This is a genomic window from Streptomyces sp. NPDC002776, assembly GCF_053592195.1.
Genome location: NZ_JBSFVG010000007.1, coordinates 181050 through 200879, shown reverse-complemented (window position 1 = coordinate 200879; position 19830 = coordinate 181050). Strand labels below are relative to the sequence as shown.

Annotated in this window: 21 protein-coding genes; 10 read left to right on the top strand and 11 right to left on the bottom strand. The window is 71.4% G+C overall.

The genetic code is table 11. The features are described 5' to 3' along the window. Window positions 1–69 precede the first annotated feature (69 nt). From ACWD11_RS16970 to ACWD11_RS16940, 7 genes are all read left to right on the top strand, one after another. Complete coding sequence (locus ACWD11_RS16970) at window positions 70–2460, top strand: Helicase associated domain protein (RefSeq protein WP_451283736.1); 2391 nt, start codon at window positions 70–72, stop codon at window positions 2458–2460. Between the two features lie 152 nt (window positions 2461–2612). Then, window positions 2613–3803, top strand: coding sequence for a sensor histidine kinase (locus ACWD11_RS16965; protein WP_451283735.1), 1191 nt, complete (start codon window positions 2613–2615; stop codon window positions 3801–3803). Next, window positions 3800–4462, top strand: coding sequence for a response regulator (locus ACWD11_RS16960; RefSeq protein ID WP_389417252.1), 663 nt, complete (start codon window positions 3800–3802; stop codon window positions 4460–4462). The genes ACWD11_RS16965 and ACWD11_RS16960 overlap by 4 nt, the downstream gene beginning before the upstream one ends. A 120-nt stretch (window positions 4463–4582) precedes the next feature. Next, window positions 4583–5356, top strand: a complete 774-nt coding sequence (locus tag ACWD11_RS16955) for a DUF899 family protein (protein ID WP_389417251.1) — start codon at window positions 4583–4585, stop codon at window positions 5354–5356. A gap of 181 nt (window positions 5357–5537) precedes the next feature. Beyond that, the gene (locus ACWD11_RS16950; RefSeq protein WP_031486274.1) at window positions 5538–5741 is read left to right on the top strand and encodes a cold-shock protein; all 204 of its coding nucleotides are present in this window, start codon (window positions 5538–5540) and stop codon (window positions 5739–5741) included. Between the two features lie 89 nt (window positions 5742–5830). Then, entirely contained in the window at window positions 5831–7546 is a 1716-nt protein-coding gene (locus ACWD11_RS16945) for a DEAD/DEAH box helicase (protein WP_389417250.1), read from the top strand. Between the two features lie 142 nt (window positions 7547–7688). After that, window positions 7689–8336 (top strand): hypothetical protein, encoded by a 648-nt coding sequence (locus ACWD11_RS16940; RefSeq protein ID WP_451283732.1) that lies wholly within the window; start codon window positions 7689–7691, stop codon window positions 8334–8336. On the opposite strand, the gene ACWD11_RS16935 is transcribed toward ACWD11_RS16940, so the two are convergent. After that, entirely contained in the window at window positions 8337–9230 is an 894-nt protein-coding gene (locus ACWD11_RS16935; RefSeq protein ID WP_389417246.1) for a phosphorothioated DNA-binding restriction endonuclease, read from the bottom strand. It abuts the gene before it with no gap. Between the two features lie 129 nt (window positions 9231–9359). On the opposite strand from ACWD11_RS16935, the gene ACWD11_RS16930 reads away from it, so the two are divergent. Beyond that, window positions 9360–9632 (top strand): hypothetical protein, encoded by a 273-nt coding sequence (locus tag ACWD11_RS16930; RefSeq protein WP_389417245.1) that lies wholly within the window; start codon window positions 9360–9362, stop codon window positions 9630–9632. Between the two features lie 26 nt (window positions 9633–9658). Here the strand turns inward: ACWD11_RS16930 and ACWD11_RS16925 are convergent, their stop codons facing one another. After that, on the bottom strand, window positions 9659–10306 hold the full coding sequence (locus ACWD11_RS16925) for a DUF1707 SHOCT-like domain-containing protein (protein ID WP_451283730.1): 648 nt from the start codon (window positions 10304–10306) through the stop codon (window positions 9659–9661). A 124-nt stretch (window positions 10307–10430) separates the two neighbouring features. Between ACWD11_RS16925 and ACWD11_RS16920 the strand changes: the two genes are divergently transcribed. Continuing rightward, window positions 10431–10664 carry a hypothetical protein gene (locus ACWD11_RS16920; protein ID WP_389417242.1) on the top strand — a complete coding sequence of 78 codons (234 nt, stop codon included), beginning with the start codon at window positions 10431–10433 and terminating at the stop codon, window positions 10662–10664. Between the two features lie 38 nt (window positions 10665–10702). Here the strand turns inward: ACWD11_RS16920 and ACWD11_RS16915 are convergent, their stop codons facing one another. The 8 genes from ACWD11_RS16915 to ACWD11_RS16880 form a co-directional block, all read right to left on the bottom strand. Next, window positions 10703–11257, bottom strand: a complete 555-nt coding sequence (locus tag ACWD11_RS16915; RefSeq protein WP_389417240.1) for a YciI family protein — start codon at window positions 11255–11257, stop codon at window positions 10703–10705. Between the two features lie 68 nt (window positions 11258–11325). Continuing rightward, window positions 11326–12039: a bleomycin resistance protein gene (locus ACWD11_RS16910; RefSeq protein WP_451283727.1), complete on the bottom strand. Its 714-nt coding sequence runs from the start codon at window positions 12037–12039 to the stop codon at window positions 11326–11328. 42 nt (window positions 12040–12081) lie between these two features. Next, window positions 12082–12567 carry a DUF6174 domain-containing protein gene (locus ACWD11_RS16905; RefSeq protein WP_451283725.1) on the bottom strand — a complete coding sequence of 162 codons (486 nt, stop codon included), beginning with the start codon at window positions 12565–12567 and terminating at the stop codon, window positions 12082–12084. A 93-nt stretch (window positions 12568–12660) separates the two neighbouring features. Continuing rightward, window positions 12661–13197: a hypothetical protein gene (locus ACWD11_RS16900; RefSeq protein ID WP_389417236.1), complete on the bottom strand. Its 537-nt coding sequence runs from the start codon at window positions 13195–13197 to the stop codon at window positions 12661–12663. A gap of 204 nt (window positions 13198–13401) precedes the next feature. Beyond that, complete coding sequence (locus tag ACWD11_RS16895) at window positions 13402–14466, bottom strand: peptidoglycan recognition protein family protein (protein ID WP_389417235.1); 1065 nt, start codon at window positions 14464–14466, stop codon at window positions 13402–13404. A 336-nt stretch (window positions 14467–14802) separates the two neighbouring features. Next, the gene (locus ACWD11_RS16890; RefSeq protein ID WP_451283723.1) at window positions 14803–15618 is read right to left on the bottom strand and encodes an SAM-dependent methyltransferase; all 816 of its coding nucleotides are present in this window, start codon (window positions 15616–15618) and stop codon (window positions 14803–14805) included. Window positions 15619–15699: 81 nt separating this feature from the next. Continuing rightward, entirely contained in the window at window positions 15700–16809 is a 1110-nt protein-coding gene (locus tag ACWD11_RS16885; protein WP_451283721.1) for an ABC transporter substrate-binding protein, read from the bottom strand. 539 nt (window positions 16810–17348) lie between these two features. Next, complete coding sequence (locus ACWD11_RS16880) at window positions 17349–18242, bottom strand: oxygenase MpaB family protein (RefSeq protein ID WP_451283719.1); 894 nt, start codon at window positions 18240–18242, stop codon at window positions 17349–17351. Window positions 18243–18454: 212 nt separating this feature from the next. Here ACWD11_RS16880 and ACWD11_RS16875 point away from each other — a divergent pair, with 212 nt between their 5' ends. Then, on the top strand, window positions 18455–19093 hold the full coding sequence (locus ACWD11_RS16875; protein WP_451283718.1) for a DUF4328 domain-containing protein: 639 nt from the start codon (window positions 18455–18457) through the stop codon (window positions 19091–19093). 5 nt (window positions 19094–19098) lie between these two features. Here the strand turns inward: ACWD11_RS16875 and ACWD11_RS16870 are convergent, their stop codons facing one another. Next, window positions 19099–19785, bottom strand: a complete 687-nt coding sequence (locus tag ACWD11_RS16870; RefSeq protein ID WP_451283716.1) for a TetR/AcrR family transcriptional regulator C-terminal domain-containing protein — start codon at window positions 19783–19785, stop codon at window positions 19099–19101. Window positions 19786–19830: the final 45 nt, after the last annotated feature.

Genomic DNA, 19830 nt, shown 5'->3' with positions numbered 1-19830 from the left:
TCCCCCTGGCGTACGAGAGGATCGACGCCGCAAGGCCCGGGGGCACGGCACGCGAGAGAGGGACCGTCGGTGAGCGGTGTTCGGCTTCGGGACCACCAGGTCGAGGCGGTGGCCGCGATCGTACGAGGGCTGGACCTGCCGCCCACCGGGATTCCCGCGGACGGGCTGCGGGGCCAGGTGCATGCCGCCTGCGGGACCGGGAAGACCGTCATCGCCGCCGCGGCGGCGAAGCGGATCGCGCCCAGGGGGCGGGTCCTGGTGTTGGTACCGACGCTGGACCTGCTGACCCAGACCGTGCGCGCGTGGCGGGCGGTCGGCCACAAGGGCCCGGCGGTGGCGGTGTGTTCGCTCACCGATGACCCGGAACTGTGGACCCTGGACGTACGGTGCACCACCAACCCGATCCGGCTGGCACTGTGGCACGGCGACGGCCCGGTCACCCTCTACGCGACGTACGCCTCGCTCGGCGTCCTCGCGGAGGCCTTCGAGGGCGCCTACGGCAGGCAGTTGGCCCCACTGGACCTGGTGTGCGTCGATGAGGCGCACCGGACCAGCGGGTCGATGGGCAAGGCGTGGGCCGCGGTCCACGACCAGACGGTCATCCCGGCGGCGCGCCGGCTGTATCTGACCGCCACGCCGCGGATCTGGCAGGAGCCGCCCGCGCAGGGGGAGGTCGCCGAAGGCGTCCGGGACCCGTTGCCGCAGGAGATGGCGGCCTCCATGGACGACGAGCGCGTCTTCGGCCCCGTGCTCTACAAGCTGTCCCTGGCCTCGGCGGTCTCCCGCGGTCTGCTCGCCCGCTACCAGATCATCGTCATGGAGCTGCGGGACCCGGTCGTCACGCCGGAGCGGCTGATGGGCGAGGACCGGCGCACCGAGGAGGTACGCGGCCAGCGGCTCGGCGCGCTCCACGCGGCGCTGCTGCGCACCATGGCGGAACACGGCCTCCGGACCTGCATCACCTTCCACCACCGCACGATCGAGGCGCAGGCCTACGCGGAGGGCCTGGCGCGCGTCGCCGAGAAACTCCACGCCGACCAGCCGGAGAAGTATCCGCAGCGGATCTGGGCCGACTGGCTGTGCGGGGAACACGACCCGCAGCACCGCCGCAAGGTCCTCGGCGGCTTCGCCTGCACGCCCCGCCCGGCCGTGCTGTCCAACTGCCGGGTCCTGGGCGAGGGCGTGGACATCCGGGCCGTGGACTCGGTCGCGCTCCTGGACCCCAAGGGGGCGCCCCACGACATCGTCCAGGCCATCGGCCGCGCCCTGCGGCAGAAGCCGGGGCAGGGGAAGGTGGCCTCGCTCATCGTGCCCGTCTTCCTCCAGGCCGGGGAGCGGCCGGAGGACATGTTCACCTCCGGCTCCTACCGGCCGCTGGTCAAGGTGCTCGAAGGTCTGCGCGCGCACGACGAGGAGGCGGTGGAACTCCTCGCCGTCCCGCAGGAGCCGCAGAAGAAGGCGGTGCAGCCGTCGCTGCGCATCGGCCCGCCGCCCCAGGAGGGTGAGGAGGAGTCACGGCTCCTGCTGCGCTTCGCTTCACCGCGCGACCCTCAGACGGTCGCGGCCTGGGTGTCCTTCAACGTGATCGACACCGAGCGGCAGGACTGGGCACGCGGCTGGGCGAAGCTGAAGGCGTTCACCGGACGAACCGGTCACGCCCGTGTCCCGTACGAGCACAAGGAGGGCGCCTACCCGCTCGGGCAGTGGGTCGCGGAGCAGCGACGGACGTACGGGGCCGGGCAGCTGAGCGGCCTGCGGGCCCGGCGGCTGGAGCAGCTGGGCATGGTCTGGAGCCTGGCGGACGAACGCTTCCAGGAGAACCTGGCGGCGGCCCGCGTCTACTACGACGAGCACTGGACCCTGTGCGCGCCCCGCTCCGCGACGGCCCTGGACCGCCCGCTGGGGCAGTGGCTGTCCAACCTCCGCCGTCCCGGCGCGCTGGCCGAACACCCCGACTGGGAGGAGGCGTTGCGGGCCGTCGACCCCGACTGGAACCCCCCGTGGCCCCCCGACTGGCAACGGCACTACGCCGCCGTACGTGAGTTCCTGCGCGAGGAGGACCGGCCCGAGCTGCTGCCTGGCGTCACCTGCCACGGGATGGACGTAGGGAAGTGGCTCCACAAGCAGCGCCGGCCCGCGGTGTGGCAGGCGCTGGCGGCCGGGCAGCGCGAGCGCCTGGAACAGCTCGGCATCGCACCGTTCCCGCCTGAGCCGCAGGCTCCCGCCACGCACCGCAAGGGCGGCGCCGGTGCTTTCGAGCGGGGCCTCGCGGCCCTGGCGCAGTACCGGGCGCGCACGGGTTCCCTGACGGTTCCCCGGGCCCATGTGGAGCGGCTTGAGGACGGCACCGAGGTGAAGCTCGGCGTATGGCTGACGAACACCAAGACCAGGCGGGCGCAGCTGAGCACCGACCGACGTCAGGCGCTGGCCGACCTCGGCCTGGACTGGGCGGCACACTGACCGGCCGCCCCCGTACCCCACGTAGGAGCGGCCGGGCGGGTGCCGTGAGTGCCGGGCGGCCAGTCCTCGCGGCCGAAGGTCACGTGACCTTCGGCAGGGTCCGTGGCGGGGCGACGGCACGTAGCCTGGAGCGCCTGGCTCGGGGAGGAACGATGGCGACACCGGGGCTGAGCGCCCGCCGCACGAGCCCTGGCACGGACTCCGCGCCTGGGGCGCCCCCACGGCCCGTCCCCTGGGTCGCACCCCTGCTCTACCTCGCCGTCCTCCTGGCGGGCCTGACCGCCGCGGCCCACAACGGTTCCCTCGCCACCGCCCCTACCGCCGCCTTCGTCGCAGGACTCCTGCTGCTCCTCCTGCTGGAGCGCATACCGGTCCCGTCCCGGTCCCTGGCGCTGCTCGGGGCCCGTCTCGGCCTCATCGTCGCCGTCACCGCACTCGACGACTCGGGCCTGTCCCGCGCCCTGCTCGTCCTGGTCCCTTTCACCGCCTACTTCGCCTTCGGCCGTACGGCGGCGCTCGCCCTCGCCGGCGGCTGCGTGGCCGTGGTCCTCGCTCTCTACACCCTGTCCGACCCCGCCTGGTACGCCGACCCCGCCTACGTCTCCGATCTGCTCATGCTCCTCATCGGCCTGGTCCTCGCCCTCGCCATGGCCGCGGTCGCGATCGGCGAGCAGCAAGGCCGGGCCCGGCTGGAGGAGTACGCGGCACGGATCGCCGAACTGTCCGCCACCGCCGAACGCAACCGGCTGGCCCGCGACATCCACGACAGCCTCGGGCACCATCTCACCGCGGTCGCCGTCCAGTTGGAGAAGGCCGCCGCCTTTCGCGGCCACGATCCGGACGCCGCCGACCAGGCCGTGGCGGACGCCCGGCACTCGGCGGACCGCGCGCTGGAGGACGTACGGACATCGGTGCGCGCCCTGCGCGACGACCGTTCCGCACCCCTCCCGCTGCCGTCCGCGCTGGCCGACCTCGTACGTCAGCTGGACGACGGCCGCATCGAGGTGTCCCTGCGCGTCGACGGAGAGCCCTACGACGGCCCCGCCGGGCCTGCGCTCACCACCCTCTACCGCGCCGCCCAGGAAGCGCTCACCAATGTGCGGCGGCATGCGGACGCGCGGCGGGTGAGCGTGGTCCTGACGTTCGGCGCGGACAGCGCGCGTCTCGTCGTGGCGGACGACGGGCGCGGGTTCCGGCCCGGGGCCGTCACGGGTTTCGGGCTGCTCGGCATCCAGGAGCGGACGCGGCTGGTCGGCGGCACGGTCGAGATCGACAGCGCACCGGGGGCGGGCACGCGGATCACCGTCGAGGTCCCCCGCACCGGAACGGAGACGGACGCATGACCGACAATCCGAAGTCCCTGCCCGTGTCCGTCCTCGTCGTCGACGACCAGCAGCTGGTGAGGGACGGCATCGCCTCACTGTTGGGCATCCAGCCCGGCATCGTGGTGGCGGGCACGGCGGTCGACGGCGCGGACGCGGTCGAGAAGACGCTGGCGCTCGCGCCGGACGTGGTGCTCATGGACGTACGGATGCCGGGCATCGACGGCGTAGAGGCGCTGGCGATCCTGCGGCGGCGGGGCTGCACGTCCAAGGTCGTCATGCTGACCACCTTCGACGACGAGGAGTACGTGGTCGAGGCGCTGCGGGCGGGCGCCGGCGGCTACCTGCTCAAGAACCTGCCCGCGGCGCAGCTCGCCGACGCGGTGCGGCTGGCACACGCCGGGGTCACCCAGCTCGACGCCGCGGTGACCGCTCACCTGACCCCTCCCCCAGCCCCACGGCTCCCATCCGCCCCTCCTCCCGGCGCCACCGGACTGACCGCCCGCGAGATCGACGTACTGCGCCTCCTCGCCGACGGCTCGACCAACCGCGAGATCGCCGCCCGCCTCTTCCTCAGCGAGGGAACCGTCAAGAACCACATCTCCCGCGTCCTGTCACGCCTCGGCCTGCGCGACCGCACCCAGGCCGCGCTGTACGCGCGCGACCAGGGGCTGCTGTGACAGGAGTGGCCGAGCACGAGCACGGCCGATGAGTTCCGGGCGGGCCGGGAGTCTGTACCCGTGACCGTCGTGGCGGCGTCGTTACGGCGCTGCCCGCCACGCGACCCCACGGAGGACACCATGACGACCACTCCTAGTGACCCGACGCCCGGCCGTCCGCCCGTGGTGGACCTGGCCACCTGGCAGGCCGCCCGGGACGAGCTGCTGGTCCGCGAGAAGGCCCACACCCGCGAGGGTGACGCCATCGCCGCGGCCCGCCGCCGGCTGCCGATGGTGGAGTTCGACGGGACGGCCGAGGTCGTCGGACCCGACGGCCCGGTCCCGTTCCTGGACCTGTTCCAGGGCCGCGACGAGCTCGTCGTCTACAAGCACATGTGGTACGACGGTGCGCCGCCCCAGGGGCAGTGCGAGGGCTGCACCACCACGGCCTGGCATCTGAAGGACGCCGTCTACCTCAACGCCCGCGGTGTCTCGTTCGCGCTCGTGACCACGGGCGCGTGGGAGGAGGTGGCCGCCTTCGTCGGGTTCATGGGCTACACCCAGCCCTGGTACTCGGTGCGCGGCGTGGAGGAGCCGGTCGGCGGCGCCATGGGCTACCTGACCAGCTACCTGCGCGACGGCGACCGCGCGTTCCTCACCTACTCCACGACGGGCCGCGGTACCGAGCGGGCGAATGGGTCCATCGGCCTGCTCGACATGACGCCCTACGGCCGCGGCGAGGCCTGGGAGGACAAGCCCGAGGGCTGGCCCGAGGGGGACGTCCCGTGCTGGTCGTGGCGGTCGGACGCGGACGGGAACGCCACCTGGGGCCCGACCAGCCGCCCCGTTCCGCAGTGGAGCCGCCCCGGCGCCGGCCCCGTACAGACCCTCGGTCGGCACGGCTCCTGCCATTGATCAACATTCGTCGCACGAAGATCCACCACGGGCCGCCAAGCTGTGCTACCGTTTTCTTCGTTGCAGTTGTGGTACCCATGAACCTATGTGCGCCTGACGGGAATGTTTCTCCTTCGGGCGCATATTTAGTTTTTACCGGCATCTCCGGATGGGCCCTCTGCCTACCCAGAAGGAGAACGTCATGGCACAGGGAACCGTGAAGTGGTTCAACGCCGAAAAGGGTTTCGGCTTCATCGAGCAGGACGGCGGCGGCCCCGACGTCTTCGCCCACTACTCGAACATCGCGACGCAGGGCTTCCGTGAGCTCCAGGAAGGCCAGCGGGTGACCTTCGACGTCACGCAGGGCCAGAAGGGCCCCCAGGCGGAGAACATCGTCCCCGCCTAATCGGCCGGACGCGTATCCGCTCGACCGGGGTCCGCACCGCTTGGTGCGGACCCCGGTTTTGTGCTGTTTCCAGGAAGGCAAAGAACTGCATGTCCCGTAGGCCCCAGAAGCCGAACCGGCGCGTCTCGTCCCCCGTGCCGTCCGCGTCGTCGCCCAGGGAATTCCGGCTGCCGGAAAACACGACACCCGCCCTGCCCGCCGTCGAGGACTTCGCCGGTCTGGACATGCCCGCGGGGCTGCTGAAGACCCTCACCGCGCAAGGTGTCACCACCCCCTTCCCCATCCAGGCCGCCACGCTGCCGAACTCGATCGCCGGCCGCGACCTGCTGGGACGGGGACGCACCGGCTCCGGCAAGACCCTCGCGTTCGGGCTCGCCCTGCTGGCCCGTACGGCCGGACAGCGCGCGGAGCCCAAGGCGCCCCTCGCCCTGGTGCTGGTGCCCACCCGTGAACTCGCCCAGCAGGTGACGGACGCGCTGACGCCCTACGCGACGGCGGTGAACCTCCGCCTGACCACCGTCGTCGGCGGCCTGTCCATCACCAAGCAGGCCAATGCGCTCCGGCGCGGCGCCGAGGTGCTCGTGGCGACTCCGGGCCGCCTCAACGACCTGGTGGACCGCGGGGACTGCGTGCTCGGCAGCGTCGGCATCACGGTGCTGGACGAAGCCGACCAGATGACCGACATGGGCTTCCTGCCACAGATCACCAAGCTGATCCAGCAGGTGCGGCCCGACGGACAGCGCATGCTCTTCTCGGCCACCCTGGACCGCAACATCGACCGCCTGGTGCAGCGCTTCCTCACCGACCCCGTGGTGCACTCCGTGGACCCGTCGGCGGGCGCGGTGACCACCATGGAGCACCACGTGCTCCACGTCCTGGACGAGACCGACAAGAAGGCCGTCACCACGCGCATCGCGGCCCGCGACGGCCGGGTCATCCTCTTCCTGGACACCAAGCGATCCGCCGACCGGCTCACCAAGCGGCTGCTGGCCGTCGGTGTCCGCGCGGCGGCCCTGCACGGCGGCCGCTCGCAGCCGCAGCGCAACCGCACCCTGGAACAGTTCAAGACCGGCCAGGTCACCGCGCTGGTCGCGACGAACGTCGCCGCCCGGGGCATACATGTCGACGACCTCGACCTGGTCGTGAACGTCGATCCCCCCGCCGACCACAAGGACTACCTCCACCGGGGCGGCCGCACGGCCCGCGCCGGCGGTTCCGGCAGCGTGGTCACGCTGGTGCTCCCCGAACAGAAGCGGGACGTCACCCTGCTCATGTCGGACGCGGGCATCCGCCCCCGCACGGCCCGCGTCACCTCCAGCGACGCGGCCCTGGCCACCATCACCGGCGCCCGCGAGCCGTCCGGCGTCCCCGTCACCATCGCGGTACCCGAGCCGGCCACGCCCGCGGCGTCCCGCCCGGCCCGGAAGACCGCCACCGAGCCCGGCAAGCGGTCCGCCCGCAGCCGCCGTGGCGGCCCGCGCGCGGGAGCGACGACCGGCACCGCGAACGGTACGGACCGCCGAGCCGGGACGTCTGCGGGGAGTGGCGCTGCCACGACCGGCGGGCGCGGCACGGCCCGCCGCACCGGATCGGGTGCCGCCGGCGCCGCGGGAGGCCGCGGCTCCGAGGCCAGGACCACGGGCGGTACGGCGAAGGGCGCCGCCTCCGGCAAGGCCGTCCGCGCGTCCGGCGGGCGCCGGGCTACGGCGGCCGGGGGCACGGGCGGCAGCGGCAGCACCGCCGGCCGAGGCACCGGCAGCCGCGGCGCCGGCAGCCGAGGTGTCCGCCGCAATTCCGCGTCGTAGGACTCTGCTGAGCACCCACAGGGGGTGGCACGGGCGTGCGGGGCATTGCCCCCGCCTGTGCTGCCCCCGTGGCGTATCCAAAGGGCGAGCCCCTCGCCGCGGGCGAGGGCGCCCGCCTGTTGATCATTGATACCGTCCCGCCATGGTTGAAGATCAGAGATCATCCAGCGCGCCGGTGACCGCGGCCGATGTCGAGCAGGCCGTGCGTCTGGCGGTTGCCGCGCTGCGGGGGGCCGAGGGGGCGGACTGGAGCGTGAAGGCCGGTTCGCTGGAGTGGGATTGCTGGGAGACCGTCGAGCATCTGGCCGACGACCTGTTCGCGTATGCCGTGCAACTGGGCCCGGCGACACCGCCGTTGGACGCCCACGTCCCCTTCGACTGGACCCGTCGGCGGCCGGGTGGGCCCGCGAACTCCGTCTTCGCGGACCGTAAGGCGGGGCCGGCCGGTCTGCTCCAAGTACTGGAAGCCTGCAGCGCCTTGCTGACGGCCATGGTCCGCACCACTCCCCCGACGGTTCGAGCGCATCACATCTTCGGCGCGGCCGATCCCGAGGGATTCGCGGCGATGGGTGTCGTCGAGACCCTGGTCCACACCCATGACGTCGCCGAAGGGCTGGGCGTGGACTGGACACCCCCGGCCGACCTGTGCGATCGCCTACTCACCCGGCTCTTCCCCGACACCCCGACCGACACAGCCCCCTGGCTCACCCTGCTCTGGGCCACCGGCCGCACCGAACTCCCCCACCGGCCCCGCCGAACCGAGTGGCGCTGGTACGGCGAGCCTCGCTGATCAGGGCGCAGCGGCTGGGCGCGGACTGCCGTGGAAGACCTGACGGGCGTGCCAGTCGCGATGGGTGTCCGCCACGGGGCGTATGCCCGGCTGCGGGCCGACGAGCGGGCGGCCGGCGAGGGCTATGACGTGCTCACGGGCCGCGGGGCTGTGGCCGACGAAACCCTGCGAGACCAGGATCCGGTGGCCGTCGCCGACGCCGAGGACCCCCTTGTCGAAGAGCTTGTGGTGCAGCGAGCACAGACAGAGGCCGTTCTCGATCTCGTCGGGGCCGCCGAACGCCCACCACCGCACGTGCGCGGCCTCCAGACCGACCGGGACCATTCCGATCCTGCCGTCGTAGCCGCAAAAGGCACACCGGTACTCGTAAGCGGTCAGGACCAGTTCCCTCATGCGCCGGTCCCGCTGTCGCCGCGCGGGCGTGAGCAGCTCGGTCTCCGCGGGCTCCAGTTCCAGTCCGACGGCTTCGCACAACTCGCCGTGCAGCGAGGGCGGGAAGTGCAGGTCGAGGAGTACGCGTGCGATGCGGACGAGGAGGTTGGGGTCCCGTCGCAGGGCCGATCTGAGGTCCGGCGCGAGGCGTCCGGCGGCACGCGTTTCCCGGAGCTCTCGCAGTCCGGTTCCCGGGCTGCCGGGTCCGCGGTCGGTGTGCACCTCCCACACGCCGTCGCTGACCAGGTGGTGGAACGGATAGGCCGGTGTCGTCCGGTTGGGCGGGCCGTATTCGGTCAGGAGCCGTTGCAGGTCTTCCTCCACCGCGCTGTACCGGAGCTCACCCTCGGCGTCTTCCTGGAAGCGGCCGAGGGCGTACAGGAGCAGTAGCGGCTTATGGGGAGCGCGCGTCCCGTTCCTCGCCCACTGTCTGAGCTTCGCGGTGCGTTCGAGCCAGTCCATGGGCGGTGATCGTAGTGGCATGCTCACTTACGGTCTGTAACAGGTGTTACAGACCCTTGCGAGGCTGCTGGACCCGGGTGCTCCGGCGCTCGGCGCGCGATAACGGGCGACGGTTCTTACGCTCGTGTAGTGGCACACACCTTCGAGGAGCTGATCCAGAAGCAGCGCGCCGCGGACGAGGCGCATCGCCGGGTCGAGGCCCTGCTTGTGCAGTACGGGCCCGCGACTCACATCGGCGGCTGGTCCGGGATGCAGCGGCAGACGTACAACACCGCCTGGCGAGCCTGGCGGGACCTTGAGCGGGACGCGCATACCGCCATCGCGGAGTACGCGAGGGAGCAGGGTGCGTCCCTCAGTGGCGTGGAGGCCGAGGTGGCGGCGTCAGTGCGGAAGGCGGAGTAGCGCGCCCGCGGCCGGCCGGCGCGGCTTCAAGCGCCCGCCGGCCTGCGCAGCAGCCACTGTCCGAGTGTCCGGCGCGGGGGCCGAACGATCACGGGCCCGTGGACCTTCCGGCCGACCAGTTCCACTCGCAGCACGACCGGCGCTTCGGAGTCCGCCGGGTCGCGGCGGTACTTGATTTTGCTGTGCATGAGTTGCAGGCCGTCGGTGTCGACCACGACGCCCGGCCGCGTGACCAGCGTCAGAGCCTTTCCCGTCATCGCCACGTCGATCCGCAGGGTGTCCTGCGTGATCACGGCGTCGGTGAAGTCCAGCGTCACATCGCAGAACGTCACCGCGAGCTCCAGCCGCCGCGGCACCACCCAGCGCCCCGCGCGCTCGACCGCGGCGCTGTGGACCTGTTCGATGCGCACGACATCCTTGACCGGCACACCGGTCACACCGGCCGTGGCCGACACCGGCGGCAGATCTGCGGTGAGCGGGATCAGTTCGCTCAGCGTCCGTGCCGACAGGGCGGCCTCCAGGCGCTCGTCCAGCTCGTCCGCGGTCAGCAGGCCGTCACCCGCCGCGATCCGGAGCACCTCCACGACTCGGTCCCGGTCCGCATGAGACGCGCGCAGTTCGGGCGGCGAGCCGGGCCCGGAGCCCTTCCCGGTGGGCGACATCTCTCCCGACATACTTCCGTCCTGGTCCTGTCGACACGTCTCGCGCGGCGCGGGCAGCGACGCGAGGAGAAGACTAACGCCGACGGGGCTGCGCCAAGGGTGACGTAGGCTCACCGCCGGGGAAAGGAGCTTGCCCATGACCTCCGACGGCGAGCGGACACGGATCACGGTCGACGGCGAGGAGTTCGAGGTCGTCCAGCCGCACGACAGGCCCGGCTCCTATGACCTCAGCTGGCTGACCGGACCCGACCCACAGTACGGGTTCGGCTTCCAGACCCATCCCCCGGCGCCGGTCAGCCGCGCCGAACTCGAAGAAGCCGCGCGGGACTTCCTCGCTCAGGTCGACCCGGTTACCGGCCACATCGAGTAGGTGACCAGGACGCTCTACGGGTCCCCAAGCCGCGCGGATCACTCCTCGCGCCCGCCGAACTGCCAGTCATGAACCTCGATGTCGGCATACCGGTCCGGGGTGAGGACGGCGCGTGCCGCTGCCGCATCGGGAGCCTTGAGCAGCACCGCCGTTCCGAGCCAGGTGGAGCCGTCGTCGGAGAGCAGGGGCCCGTAGGCGATGAGGTCGTTCCCTCGGTCGGTCGGCACGGCGAGGTCGGCGCCCTGCCCCTCGCCGAGGCCGAGCACCAGGTACCGGTTGCCGCCGTCCCGGCCGCCGGGGAAGTCCCACATCGTGCGCCCGAGCAGGTTCCGCCAACGGCGCACCAGCACGTCCCGGTACACACCGGCCTGATAGTTGGGCTCGTCGAAGGCGAACGCGCGGGCCGCGGCGGCATCGGGCAGATCGACGATGTGCACGCTGCCGGTCGGCGCATCGGCGCCGGCGGCGAAGGTCGGGCCGCGGGCGATCATCCGCGCCGCGTACCCGTCCATGTACGACCAGTGCTCTTCCAGCAGCTGCTCGCGCAAGGGCAGGGCGCGGGGCCGGTCGCGGTGGTAGCAGAAGTACTCCATGGCCGCAGAGCCTGTCTCACAACCCGCGGGGCATCAACCGACTTTGGCGGCGAGGGGTGGCAATGGCTTCACGCTCCTTCACCGGATCGCAGATCTTCGAGGCGCGCAAGGGCGTCCCGGGCCGCGTCCTGTTCCTCGGCGGTGAGACGAAGGGCCGCGGCCCGGGTGAGTGCGGATGCCATCGCCTCGTCGTCCCCGAGCCGCCCGGCGACGTCCGCCCGCAGCACGAGGAGCTGCAACAGCTGCACACACGTGGGCCTTGCGTCCTCCAGGCCCAGCACACGGTCGATGACCTTCGCGGCGCTCGCGGGGTCCTCCTTGGAGTCGGCGAGCAGGGAGGCGTGGTGCAGGGCGCGCGCGAAGGTCTCCTCGGGCGCGGTCCGGTGGTGCGGGTCGTCACTCGTGGGCTGCCCGACGCGGATGCAGTTTCCGCCGGGATCCGTCATGAGGAACTGCCGTACGCCGTACGACATGTCCTTCAGCGGCCCCAGGCGGGGGAGTCCACGGGTCGGGATCCTTCCGTACGCGGCCTTGAGTCCGGCCCGGAAGGCCTCGTGGAGCCCGTCGACGTCACCGGTCAGCACGTAGCAGGTACTGAACGAGTTGGCCGGGTCGTACTGCTTCATCCCAAAGAACTGCAGTTGGATCCCGCCCCGTTCGACGACCGCGTAGGGGTTGGGGCTTCGCTGCTGGAAGGTCACCTCGAAGCCGAGAGCGGTGTAGAAGTCGAGCACGGGCGGGAGGGTTCGGCACGGAAGGATCGGAATGGTCTTCTCATCCATGCCCCCATTCTAATCAAACTTGATTAGCTGTGCGGGGCGGCTTCAGGAAGAGGGACCGGCGCCGGGCACGTCGTAGTCGCTGATGACGTACAGGGCCTCGTCGTCGATCGCGTTCTCCAGCCGGTCGATGGTGATCCGTTCCGGATGGCCGTCGGCCGCGTACTCGGCTTCCGCCTTGTCCGCGTTCTCCTCTCGGGCCTGGTTCAGTTCGGCCAGCAGAGCACCGAGGGTGGGAACTTGCTCCGGAGAACGGGCGACCAGGCGTCGTGCGCTGTCGTCGAGGCCGACCGCCTTGGTCACGGCACCGTCCCGGACCGTCACCCGATACTTGCCGAGCAGTGAGCGCTCGCCCTGCGTCGACTCCAGCGTGTAGGCGTACGCGGCGGGCTCTTCCCAGGCCGCTCGGGCCGGTGCGGCTTGGCCGTTGTTCTCGTCGTCCGTTCCGCAGGCGGCCGTGATGGTCAGCAGGGCCCCCGCCAGGACGGCGGTTGAGGCGGTACGGGCGGCGCGCGGGAATGCGGGCTTCATGGCGACGGTCCCTTCGACACGGTTCCTGCTGCTACGACGCCGGTCGAGGGCGGAACGTTCAGGCGCCGGGCCGCGCACCCGGGCGAGGAGTCGTCAGCGTTCGTCCGCCCGGGACAGCGCTTCGGTGATCAGGCGGGTGGCGAAGTCACGGTCGTCGGTGAGGCGGTTGATGTGCTCCGCGAGCAGGAAGGCGGTGGCTTCGAGGGGGTTCATCTCGTCCTCGGTCCATTCCCCGTACCGCTTGCGCCACAGGTTGGGGCTCAGCCCTGTGCCGGCGGCGACGATCAGGCCGGCCATGGTGGGGATGGCCTCGGGGCGGATGCTCCTGGGCATCATGCGCATCGAGGCGACGAGGTTGGGCACGACCCGCTCGATGACGTCCTTGCCGTGCTCCTCGTACGCCCGCCGCAGCCACTGCATGTACATGTAGATGAGGGTGCAGGCTCCGTCCAGCAGGTCGGCGACCCCGCCGGGACCCAAGGACGCCGCGAACTGGTCGGTCAGTTCCTGCTGTTCGGCGTCGGTCGAGGTCTTGGCGCTGTAGATGGCTCTGAGGCGGGAGTCGACCATCATGAGCGCGGCGTCCACATCGCCGACGGGAGCGTACTGGGGGTCGCAGGGGGATGGCACAGGACGCCTCCTCGACTGACCGTGCGTAGCACACTGGGTCCGTACAGTAGCCCGCCGACGGGGCGAGGGTCTGCCGAATTCCGATGCGGGGCTTGTTCGCCTCGGATGGCTCCCCCCGTCGTCCGGGCGGACGAGGCAGGGCACGCCGAACGGCCCATCCGGGCCTGAGACATCGCGCGGCGCCGACGGCTCGGTCCGCCCGGGTCAGCCTTCCTTCCAGACGAGTACGGAGACGACCGCGCTGGTCACGGTGATCGGCACGTCGGCCTGGTTGAGGAGCCGCACGCGCATGCTCCGGCCGGACGCCAGGCGCTTGGTCAGCGGCACCACGGCGAACGTGTCACCCCCGGTCCCCACGATTTCGGCGATGGGGTGGTCCGTGCGATGCTCCGCGCCCTGGAACTCCGACATCCGGGCCTGGACCACGCACCTGTCGGGCAGGCCGTCGAAGCGCAGGCTCAGGGAGCCGGTGAAGCGGGCCGGGCCCCGGACGAAGACGCTGCCGCCCTCGCCGTGGCCGCCCGGTTCATCGGTCCACTCGGCGGTCAGCTCGACCGAGTCCCAGGCGCCCGGCGCCAGTCGGTACGGCTCCGCCAGGCCGAGGTTGACGTACTGGGGCATGGGGTCGTCATCTCCTTCCCATACGCCGGCCGGCAGGCCCAGGCATACGGCGAGGTCGCTGCGGAAGTCCTTCATGTCGAAGCCGCGGGGGTCGGGCTTCTGGTCCGACCATTCCAGATGGCCGATCGCGCTCTTCGCGCTCCAGCCGTGCGCACGGCAGATCCCCGCGGTGGCCTTGACCATGGCGACGTACTGGGCACGCGGCCACGGGTCCCGGCCGTCTCCCTCGTTCTCGCATTCCCAGCCGTAGAAGCGGCTGTTGCCGTCCACGGCGCCCGCGCTGCCCTGGTGCTCGTCGGTGGCGGGCGGGCGGGCGCCGTACGACTCGTTCATCACGGCGGCGAGTACGTCGGGGTCGCCGCCACCGGCGTGGTTGGCCCGGCCGTTGCCGGTGAGGTGGACGGTGCCGTCCTTGGTGATGCAGCCGGTGGCCAGCGGGCCGGGCAAAGCGCTGTGACCGTGGAAGATCAGGCCCACGACGTCCGTGCTCGGCCCGGTCACGGTGTGGTGGATCATCACGCCGTGCACCGGCCCCCAAGGTCCCACGTGGTTACGGTTGTTGGTCCGCCAGCCACCGACTTCACGGACGGCGCAGCCTTCGGCACGCAGTGCCGCGACCAGCCGGTCTGCTGTGAGGGGAGCGGCCATGGTCAGTCCTCCGATCTCGGTGGGGCGGTGGCTGTCCCGGTCCACGCGCGCCGGTTCGTCCCGCCCACGCCATGCCGGGGGGAGACCGGTTCACCTCGAAGGTTCTTGCCCCCGACGGGTCGCAGGCACGCCAACTGGGCCGCTGCCGCGGGGCCGGAGGGATCGATCTGGGCCATCAGGGTCACAGGTCCCGTCTCTCCCGATCAGGCCGGTGAAAACTGTCACCTCCAGTGAAGCGGGATGCGCTGGGCCCCGCCCATCCCTCGTACGGCTGAATCGGGATCATGGGCGCCAGGGGTGAACCCTGGCGCCACCTGCTGATGCCCCGATGCGCCGTTACGGCTTCCGGGCGAGACCGCCGTGCTCGGCGATGACCTCCGGGGCGGGAGCGCCGGGCTCCGGGCGCCACTGCGTGACCGGGACGACGCCGGGGTCGATGAGCTCCAGGCCGTCGAAGAAGCCGGTGATCTCCTCGACGCTGCGCAGGTTGTACGGGACGGCGCCACTGTTGTTGTAGGCGTCCTGGGCCTGCTCGAAGGCCGGGTCGATGCCGCGCGAGCCGTCGTTGATGGAGAGGTGACTGCCCGGGGGCAGGGCGTCCATCAGCCGGGTGACCAGGGAGCGGGCCTGGTCGTAATCGGCGACGTGGCCGAGGATGTTACTGAGGATGAGCCCGGTGGGGCGGTCGAAGTCCAGCGTCGCGGCGGCGGCTTCGAGGATGCGGTCGGGGTCCGTCACATTGGCGTCGATGTAGGCGGTCGCGCCCTCGCGGGTGGAGTACAGCAGGGCGCGGGCGTGCGCGAGGACCATCGGGTCGTTGTCGACGTACACGATCCGTGACTCGGGGGCGAGTTGCTGGGCCACCTCGTGGGTGTTCTGGGCGGTCGGCAGGCCGGTGCCGATGTCCAGGAACTGCCGGATGCCCGCCTCGGAGACGAGGTACGTGATGTTGCGGCGCAGGAAGGCGCGGCTGGACCGGGCGATGCTGACGATGCCGGGGAAGACGGCGGTGTACGCGTCGCCGGCCTCTTCGTCGACGGGGTAGTTGTCCTTGCCGCCCAGCCAGTAGTTCCAGATCCGGGCCGAGTGCGGAACGGACGTGTCGATCTTCTGATGCTCCGCCGGTTCGGGCATCGTCACAGGGTCATTCATGAGTCGGGGCCGTCCTTCAACCAAGGCGTGGATCTTTCACCGCACAACCTACGTCCGAACACCCGTCGCATGCCCACCGGTTCAGCTTTTCGGGCACGGGGTGTCGCAACCGGTGTGCAGGACGCGGAAGCGATCCGGTCGCGCCGGGTCCCGGTCCACGACCTGGATCGGCGGGCGGGCCCACTGCCACACGCCGATGTCCGCCGTACGGGAGAACTCGATCCGCCCGCGGGTGCCCTCGACCGTGACGCTCGGCCAGGCCTCGGCGATCCGCTTCCTGTCGGTGCCGTGCGAACGCAGGATCTCGGCGAGGACGGCGATCGTGTCGTAGCCCTCGAAGGCGACGAAGGAGGGCGCTGGGGCCAACCTCTCGTGCAGGGCCCTCTCGACGCGCGTACCGAGGGGGGTGAGGTGCTCGGGCAGATAGCGCAGGAAGGGGACCCCGGCGCCGTCCTCGCCCAGCAGCGTCGCCCATTCGGCGAACTCCGGCTGCCCGGCCGGGGCGCCGATCAGGACCTGGCCGAGGCGCTGGTCCCGGCGGACGGCCTGGACGAGGGGTACGGCCGGTTCCGGGTGGCCGACCAGCAGGAGGAGGGCTGTCGCACCGGTCCCGGCGAGTTCGTCGCAGACCGCGGCGGGCGTGAGTGTGTTCATGTCGAACTCGGTGACGGAGCCGCCGCGTGCGGCGAGATGGTCCCGCAGAATGCGAGTGCCGGTGGCCCAGTAGAGGCTCGGCTGGGTCGTTACGGCGATACGACGGTGTCCCGCGCCGAGGAGGAAGTCGGCGTAGGTCCGCCAGCCGCGGGACTGCGGCGGGGACAGGCGCGCGACCCACTCCGTGGGTTGCTCGGTGAGCGCGTCGAGCACGGAGGACGTGCAGAGGAACGGCAGGCCCAGGGCGTCGGCCGTGGTCGCGGCGGCTCGGGCGACGACGCTGTGATACTCCCCCGCCAGGGCGGCGACTCCCAGGCCGGCCAGTTCCTCCACGGCCGCCACGGCTCTCCGCGGATCGGCAGCGGTGTCCCGGACCAGCAGTTCCACGGCTCTTCCGCCGACGCCGCCGGCGTCATTGACCTCCCCGACGGCCAACTCCATTCCAGCGAGCAGATGTTGGCCCGCCTCGCTCCAGCCCGGCCGGGTCAGCGGAGCGAGGACGCCGATCCGGATGGCTGATTCGGCTGGCGTATGCATGCGAAGACGTCCCTTGAGTGGTGATCGTTTCTTGTGTGATCATCGGTTGCGCCGAGAGTAGCCGAGCGGATCCCGGCATGATGGGTGTCATGGAGAGCACCAAGGGCGCAGGCGAGTGGATCGCCATCGCTTCGTATGCCAACCTGCCGGAACGCCCCCACCCGATGGCGGCCCTCCGCGGTTGACTGCGTGAGCGGGGTATCGACTGGATGCCCTTCGGGCCGGACCGGATCCGGTGGAGTCTGGCCTGCGGTATCGGAGAAGACGGCCACTGGTGGGGTGCGTTCGAGGTGAGCGTCCGCGCCGACGCGCTGCGAAAGCTGGGGCTCCATCCCGAGCAGCCCTCCTCCACGGCCGTAGGGCCGTCTCCGCCGGGATGGTGGCATGCCGCGGCGGAACGCCGCGCTCGCTTCTGAGACCGGCGTCGGGGTGGGGCCGGTGGGCTGCGGCCAATCGCTCCGGCGGGGCTGGAGGGTCTGGCCGGATGGCTGCACGAGCTGTGGGCTGGCGGCGGCGAAGGTGCGGACTCCCGCCGCCGTTCAGCTGTTCGCCGTGGCTGTCAGACGGGTTCGGGCCGCCTCCTGGATCGGGGACGGGCCGCATGCCCACACCAGGCCCCGGCCGACCGCGGTGGCCAGCGGCCGGTCCACAGCAGCGCGTGCCAAGGCGGGCCGCCGGATGCCGAGTTCGGCCCGTGCCCAGCTCGGGAGCAGCCCCAGCGAGGCATTCATCAACACGCCCGCGACCAGCCGTTCCCGCCGATTGCGGCCGAAGCCTCGCAGGAACCCCATGGCCTCCAACGCGGCCGGATTCGCGTGGAGTTCGGGCCGCATACCGGCCAGGTAGCGCGTGACGTCGCGTGCCGTGCGCGGTACGCGCTCCGCGCCCAGCGCCTCCGCGACGGGGGCGACCTGCGCGAAGTAGATGTCGCGTTCGGCCGGAGCGAGACGGTCCCTGGGCTTGGCGTACACCTGGTAGCCCGTCAGGAAGCTGTACACCTCGGCGGTGTGCACCCAGGTCAGCAGCGCCGGGTCGTCCGCGCGGTAGGACCGCCCGTCGGGTGCCGTCCCGTGCACCTGCGTGTGGATCCGCCGTACGACGTCGATCACTTGCCGCGCCGCCTGCTGTGAGCCGAAGGTGGTGGTGGTGATGAACCGCGCGGTGCGGGTGAGGCGGCCGACGGGGTCGGTGCGGAAGTCCGAGTGCTGGTCGACGCCGGCCATCGCCAGCGGATGCAGTGACTGGAGCATCAGCGCGGCGAAACCGCCGGTGAGCATCCCGGCCGGATGCCCGTGCACCCGCCAGGCGGGGCTGTCCGGGGCAATACCGAACAGCCCGGGATCACCGGGCGGCCCCGCATAGCGCTCCAGCTTGAGATCACCGCCGTGCACGGTCGCTTTCAGCTCGTCGGCGATCCGGTCCCGTATGCCCATCAGTGCCTCCGCGCGCTTGCGACACCTGAAATATACGTCCGCGGATTTTCCGCCCCACGCCGACGGCGGCGGCTGTATCGTGCCTCCGCACGCGATCTTCCGCGGGGCATCACCTGTTCTTTTCCTCGCGGGGGCCGCACGTCATGACCTTGTTCGACAGTCCGCGTCCGCATGCCCCGCTCCCCCAGCGGGCCGCACACCCTTCGCACGGGATGCTCATCACGCTGTCGGTGCTGCTCGCGGGGACGGCCCTCAGCGCCGGGTTCGCCGTGTTCGCGGGGGTGGAGCTGTACGGCGTCATCGACGGCGACCCCGGCTTCCTCACCGCCCCGCAGGCGGAACTCCACTCCGCGTTGTCGCTGTACGAGCGGGCCGGGAGGTTCCAGGGCGGGGCCTACCTGGTCTGCGCCCTCGGGTTCCTGGCCTGGTTCTTCGGCATGCGGCGCGCCACCGGCCGACTGGCGCCGGACCGGTTCCGCCATGGCGCGGGCTGGGCGATCGGAGCCTGGTTCATCCCGATCGCGCACTTCTGGATGCCGTATCGCGTCGCCTTCGACATGTGGGGAGCCGCTTCGCCGCTGCCGACCGACGGGCAGGCGTACCGTGCGCCGCTGTGGCCGGTGAACCTGTGGTGGGGCCTGTTCGTCTCCCACGTCCTGTTCAGCCGGTACGCCGCCCTGCGGTTCGACCGGGCCGACGACCTCGCGGAGTTGCGTGACGCGGTCCGGCTGTACCTGGTCTGCGACGCCCTGGGGATCGTGGCGGCGGGTGCCGCCCTGTTCTTCGCCGTGCGGCTGACGGCCCTGCGGGACCGGAGGATCGCGCAGGGCCCGTATCTCGGCGCCGTGTAGCCGCGTCAGCTGTGCGGGCTCCGGTGCCCTGATGCGCCAAGGGCGTCGAGGATCAGGTCGAGCCCGTAAGTGAACTCGTCGGCGTAGTCGTAGCCGGGCTTGAGGACGTACTCCGTGGCGAGTTCCGTGAGGTGGGGATAGGCGTCGGCGGGCATGTCGCTCAGGATGGCGCCCGCCACCTCTTCCAGGTCGCCCTCGCCCGTGAACGGCAGGCTCAGCTCCTGGAGCACGAAGCCGTACAAGTAGCTGTCGATCAGGGAGACGGCGTGCGCCGTCATCGGGACGGAGAGGCCTCCGGCGCGCAGCGCTCCGATGACGGCGTCGTGGTGGCGCAGGGTCGCCGGGCCGGGCCGGGAGCGGGAGTCCATCAGGCCGATGGCCCACGGGTGGCGCTTGAGGGCGGCGCGGGCCGAGAGGGCGCGGTGCCGCATTCCGCTCTTCCAGTCCGTGTCGCGCGGCGGCAGGTCGATCTCGGCGAACACCGCGTCCACCATGCCGTCGAGGATGTCCTCCCGGCCCTTCACATGGTGGTAGAGCGACATCGCCTCGACGCACAGGGGTTCGGCGATGGCCCGCATGGTGAGCGCGGCCGAGCCCTTCTCGTCCGCCACCGCCACGGCCGTACGGATCACTCGCTCCCGGCTGAGCGGGACGCGCCCGCCGTCCTTGTCCGCCTTGCCCGCCTTGGGCATCCGCCCCTCCTCCATTGACTGCCTTACGGCATAAGGCTACCTTTC